This window comes from Chryseobacterium sp. POE27 (assembly GCF_039727685.1).
Lineage (GTDB): Bacteria > Bacteroidota > Bacteroidia > Flavobacteriales > Weeksellaceae > Chryseobacterium.
The window spans coordinates 38,607-57,364 of sequence record NZ_CP152475.1 but is presented as its reverse complement, the minus strand read 5'-3'; the positions used below and the strand labels follow the sequence as shown (position 1 = coordinate 57,364).

Annotated in this window: 16 protein-coding genes and 1 pseudogene; 8 read left to right on the top strand and 9 right to left on the bottom strand. The window is 35.5% G+C overall.

Annotated elements, in window-relative coordinates; genetic code table 11:
• Positions 1-255: 255 nt before the first annotated feature.
• Positions 256-1,381: pseudogene (locus AAHI02_RS00255) on the bottom strand (DegT/DnrJ/EryC1/StrS family aminotransferase).
• Positions 1,382-1,468: 87 nt separating this feature from the next.
• Here AAHI02_RS00255 and AAHI02_RS00250 point away from each other — a divergent pair.
• Entirely contained in the window at positions 1,469-3,079 is a 1,611-nt protein-coding gene (locus AAHI02_RS00250; protein WP_346984893.1) for a S8/S53 family peptidase, read from the top strand.
• Positions 3,080-3,125: 46 nt separating this feature from the next.
• On the opposite strand, the gene AAHI02_RS00245 is transcribed toward AAHI02_RS00250, so the two are convergent.
• On the bottom strand, positions 3,126-3,875 hold the full coding sequence (locus AAHI02_RS00245; RefSeq protein ID WP_346984892.1) for a hypothetical protein: 750 nt from the start codon (positions 3,873-3,875) through the stop codon (positions 3,126-3,128).
• Positions 3,876-3,885: 10 nt separating this feature from the next.
• Complete coding sequence (locus AAHI02_RS00240) at positions 3,886-6,420, bottom strand: phosphoenolpyruvate carboxylase (RefSeq protein WP_346984891.1); 2,535 nt, start codon at positions 6,418-6,420, stop codon at positions 3,886-3,888.
• Between the two features lie 116 nt (positions 6,421-6,536).
• Here AAHI02_RS00240 and AAHI02_RS00235 point away from each other — a divergent pair, with 116 nt between their 5' ends.
• The 7 genes from AAHI02_RS00235 to AAHI02_RS00205 all read left to right on the top strand — a co-directional run bounded on the left by AAHI02_RS00235 (position 6,537) and on the right by AAHI02_RS00205 (position 12,010).
• Positions 6,537-7,007 (top strand): toll/interleukin-1 receptor domain-containing protein, encoded by a 471-nt coding sequence (locus AAHI02_RS00235; protein WP_346984890.1) that lies wholly within the window; start codon positions 6,537-6,539, stop codon positions 7,005-7,007.
• A 208-nt stretch (positions 7,008-7,215) separates the two neighbouring features.
• Positions 7,216-7,539: a hypothetical protein gene (locus tag AAHI02_RS00230; protein WP_346984889.1), complete on the top strand. Its 324-nt coding sequence runs from the start codon at positions 7,216-7,218 to the stop codon at positions 7,537-7,539.
• Between the two features lie 27 nt (positions 7,540-7,566).
• On the top strand, positions 7,567-7,971 hold the full coding sequence (locus tag AAHI02_RS00225) for a hypothetical protein (RefSeq protein WP_346984888.1): 405 nt from the start codon (positions 7,567-7,569) through the stop codon (positions 7,969-7,971).
• Positions 7,972-8,325: 354 nt separating this feature from the next.
• Positions 8,326-8,796 carry a hypothetical protein gene (locus AAHI02_RS00220; RefSeq protein WP_346984887.1) on the top strand — a complete coding sequence of 157 codons (471 nt, stop codon included), beginning with the start codon at positions 8,326-8,328 and terminating at the stop codon, positions 8,794-8,796.
• Between the two features lie 604 nt (positions 8,797-9,400).
• Positions 9,401-10,564, top strand: coding sequence for an iron-containing alcohol dehydrogenase (locus AAHI02_RS00215; RefSeq protein ID WP_346984886.1), 1,164 nt, complete (start codon positions 9,401-9,403; stop codon positions 10,562-10,564).
• Positions 10,565-10,818: 254 nt separating this feature from the next.
• Positions 10,819-11,286: a lipocalin family protein gene (locus tag AAHI02_RS00210; RefSeq protein ID WP_346984885.1), complete on the top strand. Its 468-nt coding sequence runs from the start codon at positions 10,819-10,821 to the stop codon at positions 11,284-11,286.
• Positions 11,287-11,356: 70 nt separating this feature from the next.
• Entirely contained in the window at positions 11,357-12,010 is a 654-nt protein-coding gene (locus AAHI02_RS00205) for a GDSL-type esterase/lipase family protein (RefSeq protein WP_346984884.1), read from the top strand.
• A gap of 76 nt (positions 12,011-12,086) precedes the next feature.
• Here the strand turns inward: AAHI02_RS00205 and AAHI02_RS00200 are convergent, their stop codons facing one another.
• The 6 genes from AAHI02_RS00200 to AAHI02_RS00175 form a co-directional block, all read right to left on the bottom strand.
• Positions 12,087-13,439: a DEAD/DEAH box helicase gene (locus tag AAHI02_RS00200; RefSeq protein WP_346984883.1), complete on the bottom strand. Its 1,353-nt coding sequence runs from the start codon at positions 13,437-13,439 to the stop codon at positions 12,087-12,089.
• Positions 13,440-13,618: 179 nt separating this feature from the next.
• On the bottom strand, positions 13,619-15,268 hold the full coding sequence (locus tag AAHI02_RS00195) for an AarF/UbiB family protein (RefSeq protein WP_346984882.1): 1,650 nt from the start codon (positions 15,266-15,268) through the stop codon (positions 13,619-13,621).
• A 67-nt stretch (positions 15,269-15,335) separates the two neighbouring features.
• Complete coding sequence (locus AAHI02_RS00190; protein WP_346984881.1) at positions 15,336-15,542, bottom strand: hypothetical protein; 207 nt, start codon at positions 15,540-15,542, stop codon at positions 15,336-15,338.
• A 136-nt stretch (positions 15,543-15,678) separates the two neighbouring features.
• Positions 15,679-15,843: a hypothetical protein gene (locus AAHI02_RS00185; RefSeq protein WP_346984880.1), complete on the bottom strand. Its 165-nt coding sequence runs from the start codon at positions 15,841-15,843 to the stop codon at positions 15,679-15,681.
• A gap of 28 nt (positions 15,844-15,871) precedes the next feature.
• Entirely contained in the window at positions 15,872-16,111 is a 240-nt protein-coding gene (locus AAHI02_RS00180) for a hypothetical protein (RefSeq protein ID WP_346984879.1), read from the bottom strand.
• 638 nt (positions 16,112-16,749) lie between these two features.
• On the bottom strand, positions 16,750-18,249 hold the full coding sequence (locus tag AAHI02_RS00175; protein WP_346984878.1) for a carbon-nitrogen hydrolase family protein: 1,500 nt from the start codon (positions 18,247-18,249) through the stop codon (positions 16,750-16,752).
• Positions 18,250-18,758: the final 509 nt, after the last annotated feature.

The following is an 18,758-nucleotide window of genomic DNA, read 5'->3' as shown; positions in this document are numbered from 1 at the left end:
TAGCTAAAAGATACATGATGCTGAGAAAGCTTACAACTTTGGCCGGCTTTACAAAAAGTAAAATTAAAGCAATTGAATAAATAATAATATAACCTGAATACAATACTATTTCTATACTTTGATTCAAATTTTTAAAAGTATATTTTTCAAAAAAGATTAGTGAATACAAGCTTAATGATGAAATCGTAAACAGAATCACACTAATTATAATATTAGCGATATATAATTTCTTGCTATTAAAGATATTTCTTCTCATTACTTCATAAACTCCAGCACCGCATCCGTAATATACTTCAGCTGCTCATCATCAAGCTCTGTATGCATCGGAAGAGAAATTACCTGATCCAACAGCTTGTCTGTATTTACAAAATCAGCATCATTACTTTCCTGATAATACGCTTTCTGTTTTCTCAGTGCTACCGGATAATAGATCATTGCAGGAATTTCTTTTTCTGTCAGAAACTTTTGGAGTTCATTACGTTTTCCGTTCAGGATTCTCAGGGTATATTGATGGAAAACATGAGTAGAATATTCAGCTCTTTTCGGCGTTAAAATATGTTCATTTTCGGCAAAAGCTTCATCATAATAATCTGCTGCCTTTTTTCTTGCTTCGTTATAATTGTCAAGATTAGGTAATTTTTTCCTCAAAATAGCAGCCTGAATACTGTCTAATCTTGAATTTACTCCAACCTCATCATGATAATATCTTTCGTACATTCCATGGTTGACGATACCTCTCAAGCGATGCGCCAATTCATCGTTATTGGTGAAAATAGCTCCCCCCATCTCCATAACAACCTAAATTTTTAGATGGAAAAAAAGAGGTTGTACCGACCGTTGACATTGTTCCTGCTTTTTTTACGGTTCCGTCTGAGAAATTAAATTCAGCACCGATAGCCTGTGCGTTGTCCTCGATAACATATAATTGATGCTCTTCGGCAATCTTCAAAATTTCCTCCATATTGGCACATTGCCCGAAAATATGAACGGGAATAATAGCTTTTGTTTTGGGAGTAATAGCTTTTTTAATCGCTTCTGTTGAGATCGTAAATGTATCATAATCAACATCTACCAAAACAGATTTCAATTTCAGTAAATGAATTACCTCAACTGTCGCCGCAAAGGTGAAATCTGCGGTAATGATCTCATCTCCTTCTTTAAGATCCAAAGACATCAAGGCAATCTGAAGTGCATCGGTACCGTTTGCACAAGGAATTACGTGTTTTACGTCTAAATAAGACTCCAATTCATTCTGGAAAGACTTTACCTCGGGACCGTTGATGAAAGCCGCCGAATCCATTACATTTAAAACTGCATTATCTACTTCATTTTTTATTTTGTAATACTGACTTTGTAAGTCAACCATTTGAATCTTTTTCATAAATAAATATTTCTGTAAAAATAAGGAATTTAAAATCCTTTCAAAAATTTTATTGATTTTGTTTTATCTTTATCTGAAAATAAATACATGAAAAAAATTTTACTCTTTTCTTTTTTAGCCGTTTGCTCTGTAAGCTTTGCGCAAACCTCACTTGTTTTTGTTTTTTTTAATGACAAACCCAACAAAGCAGCATTCTATGCCAATCCGCTGTCTGAACTTTCCCAGAAATCCCTTGACCGCAGAACAGCATTAGGCGTAGCACTCAACGATCAGGATGCACCGATTGAACAATCATATATTACCAACATTCAAAACTTAGGATTTACGGTTACAGATTATTCAAAATGGCTGAATGGGGTTGCCGTAAATGCTACTCCCACACAAATAGCATTGCTGCAGTCACAAACCTACGTTAATTCTGTAGAAAGTTTTGCTAAAAATACATCAGGAGTTCCGAAAATCAAAAATATCAACAAATGGAGAGATCCGATGGGTGATGCCAATAAAAATTTAACGGTTTTTGATTATGGTTCCGGTTCAGAGCAGATTGATCAGATCAACCTTCGCCCGTTGCATCTTGCAGGTTATACAGGAACAGGCGTTACGATCGCTGTCATTGATGCCGGTTTTCCAAATGTAAATACAGGTTCAGCCTATGCAAGACTCTGGTCGAACGGCCACATTAAAGGCGGATACGATTTTGTTACAAAGGGAACGGACGTCTACAATACATCACTTAGCGCTCACGGATCTGTGGTTCTGGGAGCTATTGGAGGCTATGTGCAGGACACCTTTGTAGGATCTGCTCCAGATGCTGATTTTTATCTTTACCGAAGCGAAAATGCCACCGTAGAAATCCCTGAGGAAGAACTCTACTGGATAGAAGCCGCAGAAGAAGCAGATAGAAAAGGAGTTGATATGATCACCACCTCTTTAGGCTATTCCACTTTTGACGATCCGAAATACAGTTATACGTATTCCAATATGAATGGCAGCACGTCTTTCATTGCGCGTGGTGCCGAAATTGCCGTTAATAAAGGAATGTTTGTACTATTTGCAGCCGGTAATTCGGGGGTTCAGCCGTGGCATTACATTATGACGCCGGCAGATAATGCAAAAGTATTCACCATCGGTTCCGTGGATGCTAACGGAGCATCTTCTGATTTTTCGTCTTATGGGCCTAATTCTGCAGGGGTAATAAAACCGGATGCCAGTGCGAGGGGCAGTTTAGCAACAACGGTCAACAATAACAATTCAACCGTTATAGTAAGTGGAACCTCTATAGCCACTCCGATTGCAGCTGGAGGAGTTGCGTGCCTGATTCAGGCATTTTCAACGATGGACAGGGATCTGATGAGGAACAAACTCAGGCAAACAGCATCCCTCTATCCCAATCATTCCGATCAGATGGGCTTTGGAATACTGAATTTTGGAAGTTTGTATAATAATATTTTAAATACTTCCGAATTGGTGAAGAAAAACAACATTGCTATTTTTCCGAATCCTGCTAAAGATATTCTTAATGTTGCTTCGGAAAGTGACGTTTTAGCACTGGAAGTTTATGACAATCTGGGAAGATTGGTCATGAAGGCTAATCATCAAAAATCGCTGAAGGTTGAAGATTTTGCGAAAGGAGTCTATTATCTGAAAATTCAGACGAAAGATAAAGTCTATTATGAGAAATTTATCAAAGAATAAAGCAAAAAACCTCTCGTGATGAGAGGTTTTTCATATGATAAGATTATTAAAAATCAAGCCGGTCAAAATCTTTAATTTCAGATAAAAGAACAGGTTTCCGATTATCAATGGTAGACCAGGTTTCCTTGAAAACTTCATCACCATCTTCTTCTGAATCTTTGTTGATATTATCTTTAAACTGTTTTTTACCTGTTAAAAAATTAATGCTCGTTTCGTTTTGCACAATCGGCCCGCGATTATAGCTCGAATCGTAGCCAATCAGCTGAAAATCATTATTTCTATATTTAAAAGTATAAGTCCAGTAGCCATATCTGCCGTGCATATAATTAATATAGAGGTTATTTTTGTCTATGGAGACATCCATTTCAGGAGCGTAATACACACCGCCATCTTCATTTTCGGACGAAAAACAGCTTTTGTTTTCAACAATCTTGTTATAGCTGCCATCTTCTGTTTTAAACAAAACAATAATTCCCCGGCGGTTGCGGTCCAGCTTTCCCCGGTATTCATGGGTGATAATTTTGTCTTTTTCGGTTCCTTTGATAATCAGAACATAATCTTTATGCCCGTCATTATTCAGATTACCTTCAATCTTATCAAAAATCACAAATCCTTTTGGAACAAAATCAGAAGGCTGTTTCTTCTCAATAGTTTTCACATGATCTTTCAATGCTTTTTCCACCGACAACGCTTCATTTTTGGCTGCAGGCGGCAATTTGTTTTGTGTTGAATCTTTACAGGAATCAAACAACAGCAAAGCGATAAATACGGAAACTGAAAAGAATACATTTTTCATACTACTAATTTTAAGCTGAATTTCTGCTCGCATTAATATTACCAAACAATGAACGTGTCACAAGCTTTTCATAAGCTTCTTTATTTCCTTCCCCCTTCTGAATTTTCATTAAAGCATATTGCTGAATACTCAGTAACGGAAGTACAATTCTTTCCCGGATCTTGACCGATTTTCTTGAAAGCGGATCTTCTTCCTGAAGCATTTTAAAACCTGTAAGTTCCAGCATAATATTTTTGGAAAGATTATATTCATCAAACAAAACATTCCAGAAAGCTCCGAATTTTGGGTTGTTTTTAATATAATACGTTAATGGAAAATACGTTTTATTCATGCTCATCATTGAGTTTAGCACCAATGTTTTAAAGAAATCCGAACCTTTATACAATTCTCTCACTTCATCAAATCTTCCCTGCTCTTTCATCCGCTGCATAGCAAAACCGAATCCGAAAAATCCCGGAACGTTCTGTTTAAGCTGCGCCCATGATCCTACAAAAGGAATCGCTCTCAGATCTTCAAATTTCAGTTCGTTACCGGCACCTCTTTTTGACGGACGGCTGCCGATATTGGTTTTTCCATAATATTCCAGCGTACTCATTTCCTGTAGATAAGGAACAAACATCGGATGAGCCTTTAAATCTGAATATTTTTTATAGCTGATATCCGCCAGTTCTATAATCAATGCCCTCTCCTTTTCTGTAAGATCTTTTTTGGAATTTTTAAAGACATCATTTTCCACACCGGCTGTGAGAAGCTGCTCAAAATTATATTTAGCCTGCTCTTTATTTCCAAAAATACTGGTAATCGTCTGCCCCTGAATCGTTAATTCAATTTTATGATTGGCAATGGTTTTTCCCTGAGAAGCATAGAAGTCGTGCGTTTTTCCGCCACCTCTTGCAGGAGGGCCACCACGCCCATCGAAAAAGACGACTTTGATGCCGCTTTCTTCGGACAATTTTGTAAGCACTTCTTTAGCCTTATAAATTTCCCAGTTGGCTTTCAGGTAACCGCCGTCTTTGGTTCCGTCTGAAAAGCCAAGCATGATCGTCTGTTGATTTCCTCTTCTTTCCAGATGTTTTTTGTACACAGGATTCTGGTATAGTTCGGCCATCACATTTTTCGAATTGGCAAGACCTTCCATCGTTTCAAAAAGCGGAACAATATCCATATTGATTTCTTCATCCTGATAGCCGCAGATTCTGAAAAACGCATAGACATTCATCACATCTTTCACTGCATCGGAATTGGAAATGATATAGCGGTTCATTCCTCTTGAGCCATTAAGCTTTTGGATGTCAGAAATTTGTGAAACCGTAAGCAAGGTATCTTTAACGATATCTTCAAAATCATCAGGATTAATCTTTTCCGAAACCCGAATTAAGCTGTTGAATTTTTCTTCATAATCAGCATCGGCATTCCCGTTCAGCTTAGCAAAAACTTCATCAATGACTCTCTGATGAATCCTGCTGTCTTGGCGAGCATCCAGCGTAGCGAAGTGGGTTCCGAAAATTTTCACCCGATCTCTGAAGTCAGTAAGTAAACCGATAAATAATGAATTATGCTGTTCTGTAAGAATTTTTTCTGCTTCGTCAATTCTTCTGATGATATCTTCAGCCGTTATTTTTTCGTTCCTGAAAATGGCAGCATACAGCTCATTGCTCAGTTTGGTAAGAACTTCAGAAACGCCTCTGAAGCTCAATCTTCTTCTTACCGATTTCAGATTATTATAGTAGGCTTTCAGTATAGCCGAATGAAGTTCTTCCGCTACCCTTTTGGTAACTTCCGCTGTCACAAAAGGATTTCCGTCACGGTCACCGCCGGGCCAGAAGCCTAGTTGGATGAGATCTTCATGAAGATGGAAATGTTCATTTCCAAAGGTTGATTTTATTTTATTGAAAAGTTCTCCGATCGAATCATAATACACATATCTCAGGTAATAGATAATGCTCATCGCCTCGTCAATCGGTGTGGGTTTTTCTTTGTTGACGAAAGGTGTCTTACCCAGCTGCTGCAAAAGCATATCGATATTGGTGATCGAGTCGTGGGTTATTGCATTTCTCAGATCATGGAGAATTCTCTGAACAGAATTCGGGTAAAACTGTGTCGGGTGTGCGGTAAAAACGATTTTGACGGTAAAGTCCTTCAGTTTCTGTCGGACTTCCTCAAGTTTATGATCCTGAAGCGAATGTTCATAGAGATTGGTGACTGTCCCTTTATCGCTGTCGGAATGAAGATTAGGAAATGCTGCATCTTCGATGCTATCGAACAAAACCACCTGTCTTTCGATGTATTGTATGATTTTAAAAAGGAGTTCGAGTTTCTGCTCTTCGGTTTGTAGATCGGTATGGCTTTTAAAGAACTCTTCAACGATTTCCTCGGGCGTTTTTCCGGCTTCGTAGCCGATTTTGCTTTCTTCACAAAGAAAGGGAAGCAGCATCCCGATATTCGTCATTTTATCATAAGGCAGGCTCATAAACAATGAATTGTAGATCTGGAACTTATTTTCCACGATCTGCCTGAATTTTTCTGCGCGTTGGTCGTGTATCATAATAACAAATGTAGGGGATTTTTAAGAAATTCGTTTTAAATCTATTTATAATTTCTTTTATAAAATAATAAATTATCGTATTTTCGACTTAATATCAAATGAACTAAATATATAAAATGAACAAAAAATATGATTTCTTCATCAGTCATGCGTCAGAAGATAAAGAAATATTTGTAAGACCACTAGCGGAAGAACTATTGAAATTAGGTTTTAAAGTTTGGTATGACGAATTAACATTGAAATTTGGAGATTCATTGTTCGAGGAAATTTCCAATGGAATTAGAAAATCAAATTATGGTTTAGTAATTATTAGTGAAAACTTCTTGAAGAAAGAATGGACTAAAAAAGAATTAAATGGATTAATTTCAAAAGAAATTTTCACAAAAGAAAAAACTATATTACCTGTTTGGTTAAATATTTCTTCCGATTCTATATATGAATTTTCACCATTATTAGCTGACAAAGTATCTATTAAAGTCATAAATAACGAAATTGATAAGGTGATTAAAAAGGTCTTGGAATTAAATAACACTAGTATTGTCGAATATGATGAAGTAAAAAAAAGTTCAATTCTTAATAAATTGTAATGAATTTGAACGTAAAAAATATATTATTGATACAGAAACTAGAATTAAAAATTTAGTTCATTTTGAAGAAGCATTCTTCGATTGGTATTGTTCTGACGAAAATTTAGAAGATGAGTTTTTAATAGAAAAGAAGAAAAGAGAATTATTACGTCAATATAATTTACCACTTAATATTGCGTACAATCCAGAGTTCAAACCATGTAGTGATATGAATTTAATGATTCGCCTGACAAAGAAATGGCTTTCAAAAAAAGCTTCAATTAAAGAAATTTATGAAATGATTTTTTTAATTGATTGGTATCATGAACTTGATTTACCATATATTTTGTGGGAATTTCCTAATGATTCTCTAAGTGATTGTGAAACATATGATTTTTGTTTTTGGGGTCCATATCTTATAAATGAAAAGAAAAAGGTATCTCATGAAATAATTAAGAATGAAAGTATAAAAGTATGGAGCGAATACTATGAAAATGGTCTCAATCCTATTTTATTAAAAGAGCTTAACATAAATCTTCACAGTTACCATTAGATATATTTTTACATTAATACAAATACTATGAAAAAACTCATCATATTCCTTCTACCCCTTCTCCTCTTCACCGCCTGTGGTGAAGACTGCTACAATGCGCCTCAACCGGTTGTTTTTGAATTCGTGAATGACGATGGAGAAAATCTTATTGCCAACGGAACGCTGACTACCTACTCCATTCAGGATGAAAATCACGTATCTATACAACTGACGAAAACCTCAGACAACAGAGTACTTCTCGAAAATGTCGGGGCTTATGACGGTACCAAAAAATATACGTTTTATTCTAATGTCAAGGTTTTTGATTTTACCATACAGTCATCAGAATTTAACAGCGGTTGTGAGGGCTTTCAGATCAACAAACTGACTTTTACAGGTATCGCCATCGATGTAAAGGATGAAAACGGATATTACAAAATTATATTCCAGTAAATTTACTTTTTACTTGTTTAAACTTTCTATTAACCGCAAAAGAGGCAAAAGATTTAGATACTTTTAATTAAATTTCATAAACATGAAGAATAAAGAACACAATAGTTTTTAAAAATCTTTGATTTTTATTCTTTTGAGAACTTTGTTTCTCTAATAACAACTTTAAAATAGTCTTTTGCCTCTTTTGTGGTTAAATTTAAAATAGTTTAAACAGCTTTTTTTGCTAAATTGAAAAAAACAACAGAATGAAAGTATTACTTCCGGTTTTATTTCTATGTTCAGGATTGATTTTCGGCCAGAAAACAGTTCCCGCAGATTACAAAAAAGATCCCGGAAATTTTAGACAATCCCGAATTGCTTTTTCCTTTTATTGTTCCTGATAAAAAATACGATTACTGGTCGGTGCTCCGCAACAATCCTGATCCCGACAAAGCCATCATCTATGAAAGTCAGGCACCGGATTTTATGACATTAAATGATCCCGCTCCGGAAAAAGGATTTTTTCAGAAATGCCTGGGAGAAGATTGCTTTTCTTATCTTTTGGCCTGTGAAAAAGGCAAAACGAAATACTTTTCCACCGAACAGCAACTGAGAAATTTTATCGGAACGGTCGATAATCTTCCGGAAGCTATTTTAATAGCCAACACTTACGGTTATACTGTTGACACAGGCAATGCATTGAGCAGCTCTTATAAAATGGATGATAAAAATATATTCCTATATCTCACCAAGCTTACAAACAATGCTGCAGGCAAAGAATCTTTTTTCATTAAAATCAACAGGAAAACGGGAAAGCACGAGGTAAAAAGCAATGGAGTTTATTAATATAAATACATCATTTCTATTTCTGTAATATCTGCAACTTTATTTCATACACAGAATTACTTTTTACGTTTAAAATAGGTCTGAATTCTATTGTACAGCGTATTGTTTAACTGATTCACCTTTTCAAACGAAGCTATAAAGCACTGAAAAATAACAAATTGTACTTGATCGGCTCTTCGGACTGGTTGATTGCTTCTTCGGAGTACTTGACCGGCTCTTCGGAATGGTTGATTGCTTCTTCGGAACGGTTGATCGCTTCATCGAACTGATTGATCCCCTATTCAAAGTACTTGACGATCTCATCGAAGTAGTTGATGGTCTCAACTGAATGCCTGAATGCCACTTTGCATACCAAAATACTTTAATCCGTCTGTTCGAGTGGGTCTTCGCAATGCAATGGAGAAAAACATATCGAGAACTTTTTACAATTAAGACATCTGTTCTCGATACAAAATTCTTTCAGAATTTTACTCGAACCGACGAAACGTTATTTACAATAGATCCGATAGTTTTAATAAAAATGAATCATTATAATTTTAAAACTTTATTAACGGTTATTTCACGATCCATTGCGTAAATTTGGGTTAAAATAAATTAAAGAACAATGCTTAATTTCGAATTTAAAAATCCAACTAAAATACTTTTCGGAAAAGGTGAAATTGCTAAAATTTCAAAAGAAATCCCGACCGAAGCCAGAATCTTACTCATTTACGGTGGTGGAAGCATCAAAAACAACGGCGTTTACGACCAGGTAAAAGAAGCGTTGAAGGATCATGATGTGTATGAATTCGGTGGGGTACCTGCCAATCCTGAGTATGAAGTACTCATTAATGCTTTAAACTTCATCAAAGAAAATGAAATCACTTTTCTTCTTGCTGTGGGCGGAGGATCTGTAATCGACGGAACCAAATTTCTCTCAGCAGCAGCCAACTATGAAGGTGAGCCATGGGAAATTCTTACAAAACCGGTAAGAACTTTTGAAGGAGAAGGAATGCCTTTCGGAACAGTATTAACATTACCGGCAACCGGCTCTGAAATGAATTCGGGCTACGTGATTTCAAGAAGGGAAACCAATGAAAAATTGTCTTCAGGAGGTCCTGGACTTTTCCCTGAGTTTTCAGTGCTGGATCCTGAAGTGGTAAAATCAATTCCGCCAAGACAGATTGTTAACGGACTGACGGATGCTTATACCCACGTTCTGGAGCAATATATGACAGCTCCTTCATCAGCCGATTTACAGGAAAGAATTGCAGAAAGTATCCTGATCAGCTTACAGGAAACTGCTCCGAAAGTTCTTGCAGATGATTTCGATTATGATGCAGCCGGAAATTTCATGTGGTGCTGTACGATGGCGCTCAATGGTCTGATTCAGAAAGGAGTTATCACAGACTGGGCAGTACATGCCATGGGCCATGAACTCACGGCTTATTTCGGAATAGATCATGCGAGAACGCTGGCGATTATTGCTCCTTCTCATTATCGCTACAATTTTGAAACTAAAAAAGGAAAACTCGCGCAATATGCAGAAAGAGTCTGGGGAATAAAAGACGGAAACATTGAGGAAAAAGCAGAAGCCGGAATCAAAAAGCTGGAAGAATTCTTTCACAGCCTGCATATTCAGACAAAACTTTCAGAATACACGGAAGATTTCAAAGGAACTGCGGAAAGAGTAGAAAAAGCATTCACAGAAAGAAACTGGATGGGCCTCGGAGAGTACAAAAAACTAACTCCCCAGGATGCTTATAAGATTGTGGAGATGAGTTATTAGGAAGCTGGAGGCTGGGTGATGGAGGTTTATTTTCACTATGTTAAAAAAAAATTAAGCGTATACGATAAACTTCCAGCATCCATCTTCAAACCTCAAACCAAAAAATCAAGCGGTATAATAGTAAACTTCCAGCATCAAGCTTCAAACTTCCGGCACAGATTATTTTTTCTACAAACATTCGTTTAAAAATCCTTAATTTCATTAGAGATATTTCAAATTTATTTATATTTTAGCATATTCTTAAATTTGTGAAAATGAAAAAACAATTACTTTTATTTGCCTTTGCCTTTTCTGCGTTATCGCTTAGCTCATGTCAGGATGATGATACCCAAGCTTATGAAATGGATATGATGAAAGGTGAATGGAAAACCAGTAAAACAGAAGTAATTTCAGGAAAAGACGATAAAACAGTTATTGAAACAGATGTTCCTACCGGATGTTCTGCGAAGAATATTACGGAATACAGAACTGATTATTATACTGCTTATTCTGCCTATACAGGAACGGGAGCAGACTGTCAACTAAGTTACAAATCAGAAGGAACGTATGAGTATGATACAGATACAAAAGATCTTACCATCAAATACACCAATGACAGCCCTAGAAAATACAAAGTAATTGTGCTTACAAGCTCGGAAATGAAACTTAAACAGATGTTCGGAAACATCGATCAGGACGGAGACCAGGTGATTGATAACACGTACATTTCCTACAAAAGATAAAATCAAAACTCTCGAATTTCTCGGGAGTTTTTTAATGAAAGAATTTTATTAACTGAAAATTATTAAAACAATGAAGAAGATGTTATCAGCATTTTTATTGCTGACTTTTGCGCTTTTCTTTTCACAGGAAAAGAAACCAATGTTCTGGCAGGACATTCAGAACTTTAAAAAACAGGATCAGGAAACGGCACCTCCTAAAGATGCCATTCTATTAATCGGAAGCTCATCATTCACAAAATGGACGGATGTTTCCAATTATTTTCCTGACAAAACTATTATCAACAGAGGTTTTGGAGGCTCAAGACTGACAGATCTTAATGATTATGCGACAGATCTCCTAAACTATCAGCCCAAACAGATTATCATCTACTGCGGAGAGAATGATTTTGCTGATGATGACAAATTAAAAGCGGATGTAATTGTAGACAGATTTAAAACATTTTATAAAAAAATAAGGACAAAATTCCCGAAAATAGAAGTTGATTATATTTCCATAAAATATTCTCCAAGCCGCGAAAAGCTTTGGCCTCAAATGAAAGAAGCCAACAAAAAAATTGCTGCTTTTATGAAAAAGCAACCAAATTCTGAATTTATCGACATTACAAAAGTAATGGAAGATAAAAATGGAAATGTGAGAAAAGATCTTTTCGTGGAAGATATGCTTCACATGACACCGGAAGGCTATCAGCTTTGGGCTTCGGTCATGCTTCCTTATATGAAATAAATAAATGAGATTGATACAAAATCATTTCATTCTGATTACAAACAACAAAACTCCCGAAAATTTCGGGAGTTTGTTTTTATTTCTTTTTCTTAGACTTAGAGATTGCTTTTTGCTGAGCCCTGTTTGCCCCGAATTTTTTCGGCGCTTTTCTTTTGGACGGGCCGCCCCAGTTTTCTTTCTTGTTTTTATCTTTCTTTTCATGGAAAGCTCCTCCGCCATCATTCAGTTTTACCTGAGCCGGATTTTTCATTACAACCTGCTCTTCTTCGGAAGCAATTTTTTTAGGATTGATCTTTACTTCTGCAGGGAAGTCGATATACTTTAGTTCTTTATCCATCAGCAATTCAATGTCAAGCGCTAAAGTTTCTTCCTTCTTAGTAACAAATGTCACAGCTTTTCCATCTTTATCCGCCCTACCGGTTCTACCGATCCTGTGAATATACTGTTCGGGAATATCAGGCGTTTCAAAGTTGATAACATGAGTAATATCTGAAATATCAAGACCTCTCGCCATTACATCTGTTGTAATAAGTCCTCTTATTTCCTCATTCTCAAAACTTTTCATTGCTTTGAGCCTGTAATTCTGTGATTTATTGGAATGAATAACATCAAACTGGTCCGGGAAAAGCTCATCGATCTTGGTAAAAACGAGATCTGCATTTTTCTTATTATTGGTGAAAATCAACACTTTTGACATCTCAGTATCTTTCTTCAATAAATATTCAAGAAGGTTGATCTTTGTATTAAAGTTTTCTACTTTATAAGCGGTCTGTTCAATTTTTTCGAGCGGAGTTCCGGATTTTGCTAATGAAATCTCAACCGGACTTGCAAAATACTCATCCAGCATTTCATCTACAGATTCTGTCATGGTTGCAGAGAAAAGAATATTCTGTCTTTTCTCCTTCATCATTTCAAAAATATGGGTCAGCTGCGGTCTGAAACCAAGATTCAGCATTTCGTCAAACTCATCAATAATCAACTTCTGAACCTCTTTCAGGGAAATAGCATTATCAATTGCCAGATCCATCACTCTCCCAGGAGTTCCTACCAGAATATCACAGCCTCCGTCGAACAACAGCTTTTGGGTATTGATATTCTTTCCTCCGTAAATTCCTATAACTCTTGCAGTGATATTTTCCGTTAATTTCTCAACAATTTCTGAAACCTGTACTACAAGCTCTCTTGTAGGAACAAGAATCAAAACAGTAGGATTTCCGTTTTTGTTATACTTCCATGTTTTAAGGACAGGTAAAAGATAGGCCAGCGTTTTTCCTGTTCCGGTCTGTGCAATTCCCATTACATCACGCCCGGAAAGGATAGGTTTGAGGCTCTTCTCCTGAATCGGTGTAGGTTCGAATAATTCCAGATCTGCCAAAACATCAAGAATCTTAACCGGAAGTTCAAAATCTGCAAAAGTGAGTTTTTCCATTTTGCAAAGATAGGTAATTAATTTTTTAAACTTTGGCGGGAAGCTTTGAAGATGGATGATAGAAGTTTTTTAGAGATAGAGATACTTCGACAGGCTCAGCATGGCATTTCTAATACTAACTGTTTTAAAGAAAATTTGTAGCGATGTCATGCTGAGCGAAGTCGAAGCATCTCTAACAATTATTTTCTTGTAATCCTTAACAAAATAATGACAACCAATAAAATTGAAAAAATAAAACCCAGCACCGCTACCAAAGACATCTCCCCTATTCTAGGTCCGGATTCTGATACAAAAACAATTGCTGTTGCAATGATATTTGCCCCTAGAATCATAGCCAGAATCAGATTGATAATGCTTGATTTTATTAATTGATTCGTTTTTTCAATATTTTTGATTTCGCTGGAAACAGTAAATTTATTTTCGTCTAACTTCTGTAGAACAGAACGTAATTCTTTGGGGATTTCATCTACATTATCTGTAAAGTTCATCACCTTATCCATTCCTGCCTTAAAAATATTCTGCGGACTTATCTTTTTCGTAAATATTTTTTTTGTGTAAGGATGTAAACTTTTTACAATATCCAGATCCGGATTAATCGTTCGTCCGACTCCTTCAATCAGACCTATTCCTTTAAATAAAAGATAAAAATAATCCGGCATATACAGTCGGTTATCCTTCAGGACATCTTTCATCTTATTCATTACGGCATGAGGATCAATTTCTTTCAGTGAAGTGCTGTGAACGAAATCTAAAATATCTTCAACATCACCTTCAAATCTCCTTTCGTCGGGAATCTGATAGCTGACTGCCATTTTCTTCAGATAACGTACAATTTTATGTGGATTTTTCGCAACGAAACTTACAATAAGATTCTCAAGAATTTCTTTATCATTTGGCGGAATTTTTCCAACTGCTCCGAAATCTATGAAAACAACTTTTCCGTCTTTTTTTACCAGAATATTTCCCGCATGAGGATCTGCGTGAAAGAAACCATAGTCGAGAATCTGTGACACGAAAAGCCTCAGACCGGCTTCAGAAACCGTGACAGGGCTGATGGAATTAGCAAGAAGTGTTGTTTTATCGGTCACTTTTATCCCATCAATAAATTCCATACAGAGAATATTATTGTTGGAAAACTCTTCGTAAACCGTCGGAACGTAAGTCACTTTACTGTTTTTGAAATTTCTCCTGAACTGCAGAATATTTTCCTTTTCATTAATTAAAGAAACTTCTTCCAGCAAAGATTTTTCAAATGTTGAAATGGCCTGTTTAAGATTTAGCTTGTCTCCGATCTCGGAATATGATGAGATCAGTTTTTCAATATCTTTAAGGAGCAATAAATCATCTTCGATAACAGACTGTACATCAGGTTTCTTTATTTTTAAGATCACCTCGGTGCCATCTGCCAGTGACGCTTTATAGACCTGAGCAATTGATGCCGTGGCCAGAGGCTCATTCTGAATGTCAGAAAAATGTTCGGAAACGACAATATTAAATTCATTTTCAAGGATTTCAGCAACATTCATTTCTATTTTATCCACCTTATCCTGAAGTTTCTGAAGCTCCTGGATCAGCTCAGGAGGAAGAAGATCTTCCCTGTTGCTAAAGCTCTGGCCAAGTTTTACAAAAGTAGGTCCCAGCTCCTCCAAAGCCAATCTGATTCTTTCGTAAACGGTACCTTTAGATACGATTTCTTCAGGATTGGCGGAAATTTCCACCTGCTTATTTCCAACATTCATCCTGGCCAGAAGATCTTTGAAACCGTATTTACTCAACACGGAAATCAATTTGGCAGATCTTTTAAATTTTCTTTGTTGCTTGTCAAACATAATTTATAAAAATACAAAAAAACAAGCCAAAATCATTTCAAAAAGCGTTCCCTAATTGTATGCAAATTTATACAACAAAAAGCTTTTTCCATTTTGAAACAGTATTACGGCTCAGCTTGTAATGTAAAGCAAGCTTGGTATTATTTAAGCCGTGCTGCTTCTGAAATTCCAGAATTTTAATAATGGTTGATTTGCTGTATGATCGGTGTTGCTGATTAGATTTTGTAATATCCTTCGTAGACGGAGGAAAAATGATGTTGTTAATCGCTATCACATCCAGCTCAGTAAAGACTTTTTTTATTTAAAATCTTTTCACATTCGCTCTTTTTTTCAGGAAACTTTTTATTGAGAATATCAGTATAAATCCTTCTAAAATCAGGCTGTGAAGTATTTTTTTTCATAATTAATTATTATTCAGATTTACCATATTTTTTAGTCCACCTATGCAGGGTAGATTTCGGGATTCTATATTCCTTTACAATCTGCGGCATTGTTTTTTCCTCATTTTCTATGAGTTCAACAATAAAATCAATAACTTCTCTTGTATAAATACTTTTACGGAAGTTTGGCAGCATTGATTTTTTTTCTTCTGTTTTATCAACTTTAGAAGGTGGTGCATAGAGAATAAGATGCTGGGAATATATCCTGAAAAAAATCATATTCCAGAAGTTTACTCCACCTCATAAGCACATCAGTATCAAGACTTTTAGAGGCATACATTTCATTAATCTGTGCTTTTGTAGATTTCATGAATTTGCAGATTCTCTCTAATTCTATTGAGGTATCGGCTACACGTGTCTGTATGATACTTCCGATATGTATTTCTTTATAGTCAAATTTCATCTCTGTTTACTATATATAATGTATGGTTATTTTTAATTCGCTGATTTTTAAACATTCATAAACTTTTATAAAGTCAACCTTAGATTGAGCTAAGAAAAATTTTATCCTAAATATTTATGAAATATTGTTAACATGGAAATTCTATCGTTGTGGTAAAAATTGCAGAATCGTTTCATCAGCTATCAATTTTCAGCTGAAACAGAACTCATAAGCAATACAAATATTTTATCTCTTAAAGGGGAATATTTTACTTTTTTCATACTTATTATCAACGACTTACTAAGTTCTATAAAATACGATTTGGCATAATATCAGTTCTCTTATGACTGGTATTCCGACAAATTTAGTCAAATTGTAACAATAATGCAATATGTTTAAAGTATTGATATTTAATATCAACGACAAAACAATTTTCTTGTAACATTTACTGGATGATATTTCAAGTTTTTATTGAAGAAAACTATTTGTAATGAGATGCATTAAAGTATTCTAATGCTATTAATTATCAGCTTCATACATGATCTAATCAATGATTAGAATTTAATTTTTAACATAGACTATCTTCCAGATAAGTATCGGATCTGAAACAAAAAATAAACCTCTCAAAAAGGAAGTTTATTTATCGGTTAGATTACAATTTACTTTAAATATGTTTCATAAAGATCTTTTCTGCGGTCTTTCATGACCTGAACGGAGCCGTGATGATGAAGGTCTTTGAGTAAGTTCAGATCCACATCGACGATCAGGGTCATTTCGGTATTGGGGGTTGCTTCTCCTTTTACGGCATTTGACGGAAATGCAAAATCTGATGGCGTGAAAACAGCAGCCTGGCCAAACTGAATATCCATATTATTGACTCCCGGAAGATTGCCTACACAACCCGCTATAGCAACATAGCATTCATTTTCAATTGCTCGTGCAGCGGCGCAGTGACGCACTCTCATGTAAGCATTCTGCGTGTCGGTAAGGTAAGGAACAAAAAGAATCTTCATCCCCTGATCTGCAAGAATTCTCGGAAGCTCAGGAAACTCAACATCATAGCAAATCACTAATCCGATTTTCCCGCAGTCGGTATCAAAAACACGGATTTCGCTTCCTCCTTTCATACCGTAATATTTTTTCTCGTTTGGCGTGATGTGAATTTTACGGTATTCATCGACTCTTCCATCTCTATGAAGGAGGTAACTTACATTATACAGATCATTATTTTCAAAAATCGGCATACTGCCTGAAATGATATTGACATTATAACTGATCGCCAAATCTGAAATTCTCATCTTTATTTCATCTGTCAGCTTAGCCAGCTCAATCATACTGTCTCTTTCGGAAAGCTTGTTGAAGGGCGCTAATAAAGGGGTATTGAACAGTTCCGGGAACAGCACGAAATCTGCTTTGTAATCGCCCATCACATCTACAAAAAATTCTACCTGTTCGTAGAAAGCATCAATATCCTTAAAATGTCTCATTTGCCACTGAACAAGACCAAGGCGGATGATGCTATCCTGCATCGTATTCGGTTTTTTGCTGTAATAGATGTTGTTCCATTGTAGCAGAACTGCATTTTCTTTTGAAGATTCGTCTTCTGGTAAATATTTTTTTAAAACCCTGATCGGTAAAAAGTTATTGGATAACTGAAAGGATAAAACAGGATCATAGATTTCTTTATCACGCACTCTCCTGATATATTCTCTCGGCGATAGTTCGCTGTGTTTATGATAATTCGGGATTCTGCCACCGAGAATGATTGATTTTAAGTTTAATAATTCACACAGTTCTTTTCTGGCATCATATAATCTTCTGCCCAATCTCAATTCCCGAAACTCGGGGTCTACAAAAACTTCAATTCCATATAAAACATCACCGGTAGAAGAATGGGTATTAAATGTATAATTTCCTGTGATATCACTGTATGTGTGATCGTCTCCGAATTCATTGTAATTAACTATAATTGAGAGTGCCACCGCAGCTAATTTACCATCTACAGTGATACATATCTGTCCTTTAGGAAATATTCCTGTTAGTTTTTCTATACTTTTTCTAGACCATATTGATTCTGACATTTGGGGATAGGCCCGTTTCATTGTAACAACCAATTCTTCATAATCCTGAACAGTCAGCGGTCTTGTTTCTATTTGCATTTGATGTAATTTTATTTAAATTTAGGGAAAAATTAGACAAACACAGTTTAAAAAATTTAAAAGATATTGCTAAAAAGCCATGAAAACATTTCCAATAATTCAATATATCACTTTGCTAATTATTTTTGCTTCAAGAATATTTTATTCCAATTCGATAATTAATTTAACACATAATTTCAATTTACTGTCTGTTTCAGAAATAAGGACTAATGATATAAAAACTTTTACTTATCTATATTTAATAGGATCAATGGGCATAAGTTATATTATTTTCCATAATCATTGGATATTCAAAGCTCTTTATTGTTTATTAATCTTTTTAAATATGCTGTTGATTATTTTTTCATTGAAGCAATATTAATCTAACTAAAAAGATGAAAAGAATTTCGGTTATTAATTTATTTGCAGCATTGATATATTTGTTATTATCAATGTATTTTCAAGCAGGTTTTTTTCTTGAATTCATCCCTGTTATTTTGTTAGTTCTAATCCTTAATTTTTATATCATC

Coding starts and splice junctions, on each gene's coding strand:
- AAHI02_RS00250 (WP_346984893.1), top strand. CDS start 1,469: ATGAAAAAAATTTTACTCTTTTCTTTTTTAGCCGTTTGCTCTGTAAGC.
- AAHI02_RS00245 (WP_346984892.1), bottom strand. CDS start 3,875: ATGAAAAATGTATTCTTTTCAGTTTCCGTATTTATCGCTTTGCTGTTG.
- AAHI02_RS00240 (WP_346984891.1), bottom strand. CDS start 6,420: ATGATACACGACCAACGCGCAGAAAAATTCAGGCAGATCGTGGAAAAT.
- AAHI02_RS00235 (WP_346984890.1), top strand. CDS start 6,537: ATGAACAAAAAATATGATTTCTTCATCAGTCATGCGTCAGAAGATAAA.
- AAHI02_RS00230 (WP_346984889.1), top strand. CDS start 7,216: ATGAATTTAATGATTCGCCTGACAAAGAAATGGCTTTCAAAAAAAGCT.
- AAHI02_RS00225 (WP_346984888.1), top strand. CDS start 7,567: ATGAAAAAACTCATCATATTCCTTCTACCCCTTCTCCTCTTCACCGCC.
- AAHI02_RS00215 (WP_346984886.1), top strand. CDS start 9,401: ATGCTTAATTTCGAATTTAAAAATCCAACTAAAATACTTTTCGGAAAA.
- AAHI02_RS00210 (WP_346984885.1), top strand. CDS start 10,819: ATGAAAAAACAATTACTTTTATTTGCCTTTGCCTTTTCTGCGTTATCG.
- AAHI02_RS00205 (WP_346984884.1), top strand. CDS start 11,357: ATGAAGAAGATGTTATCAGCATTTTTATTGCTGACTTTTGCGCTTTTC.
- AAHI02_RS00200 (WP_346984883.1), bottom strand. CDS start 13,439: ATGGAAAAACTCACTTTTGCAGATTTTGAACTTCCGGTTAAGATTCTT.
- AAHI02_RS00195 (WP_346984882.1), bottom strand. CDS start 15,268: ATGTTTGACAAGCAACAAAGAAAATTTAAAAGATCTGCCAAATTGATT.
- AAHI02_RS00185 (WP_346984880.1), bottom strand. CDS start 15,843: ATGCTGCCAAACTTCCGTAAAAGTATTTATACAAGAGAAGTTATTGAT.
- AAHI02_RS00180 (WP_346984879.1), bottom strand. CDS start 16,111: ATGAAATTTGACTATAAAGAAATACATATCGGAAGTATCATACAGACA.
- AAHI02_RS00175 (WP_346984878.1), bottom strand. CDS start 18,249: ATGCAAATAGAAACAAGACCGCTGACTGTTCAGGATTATGAAGAATTG.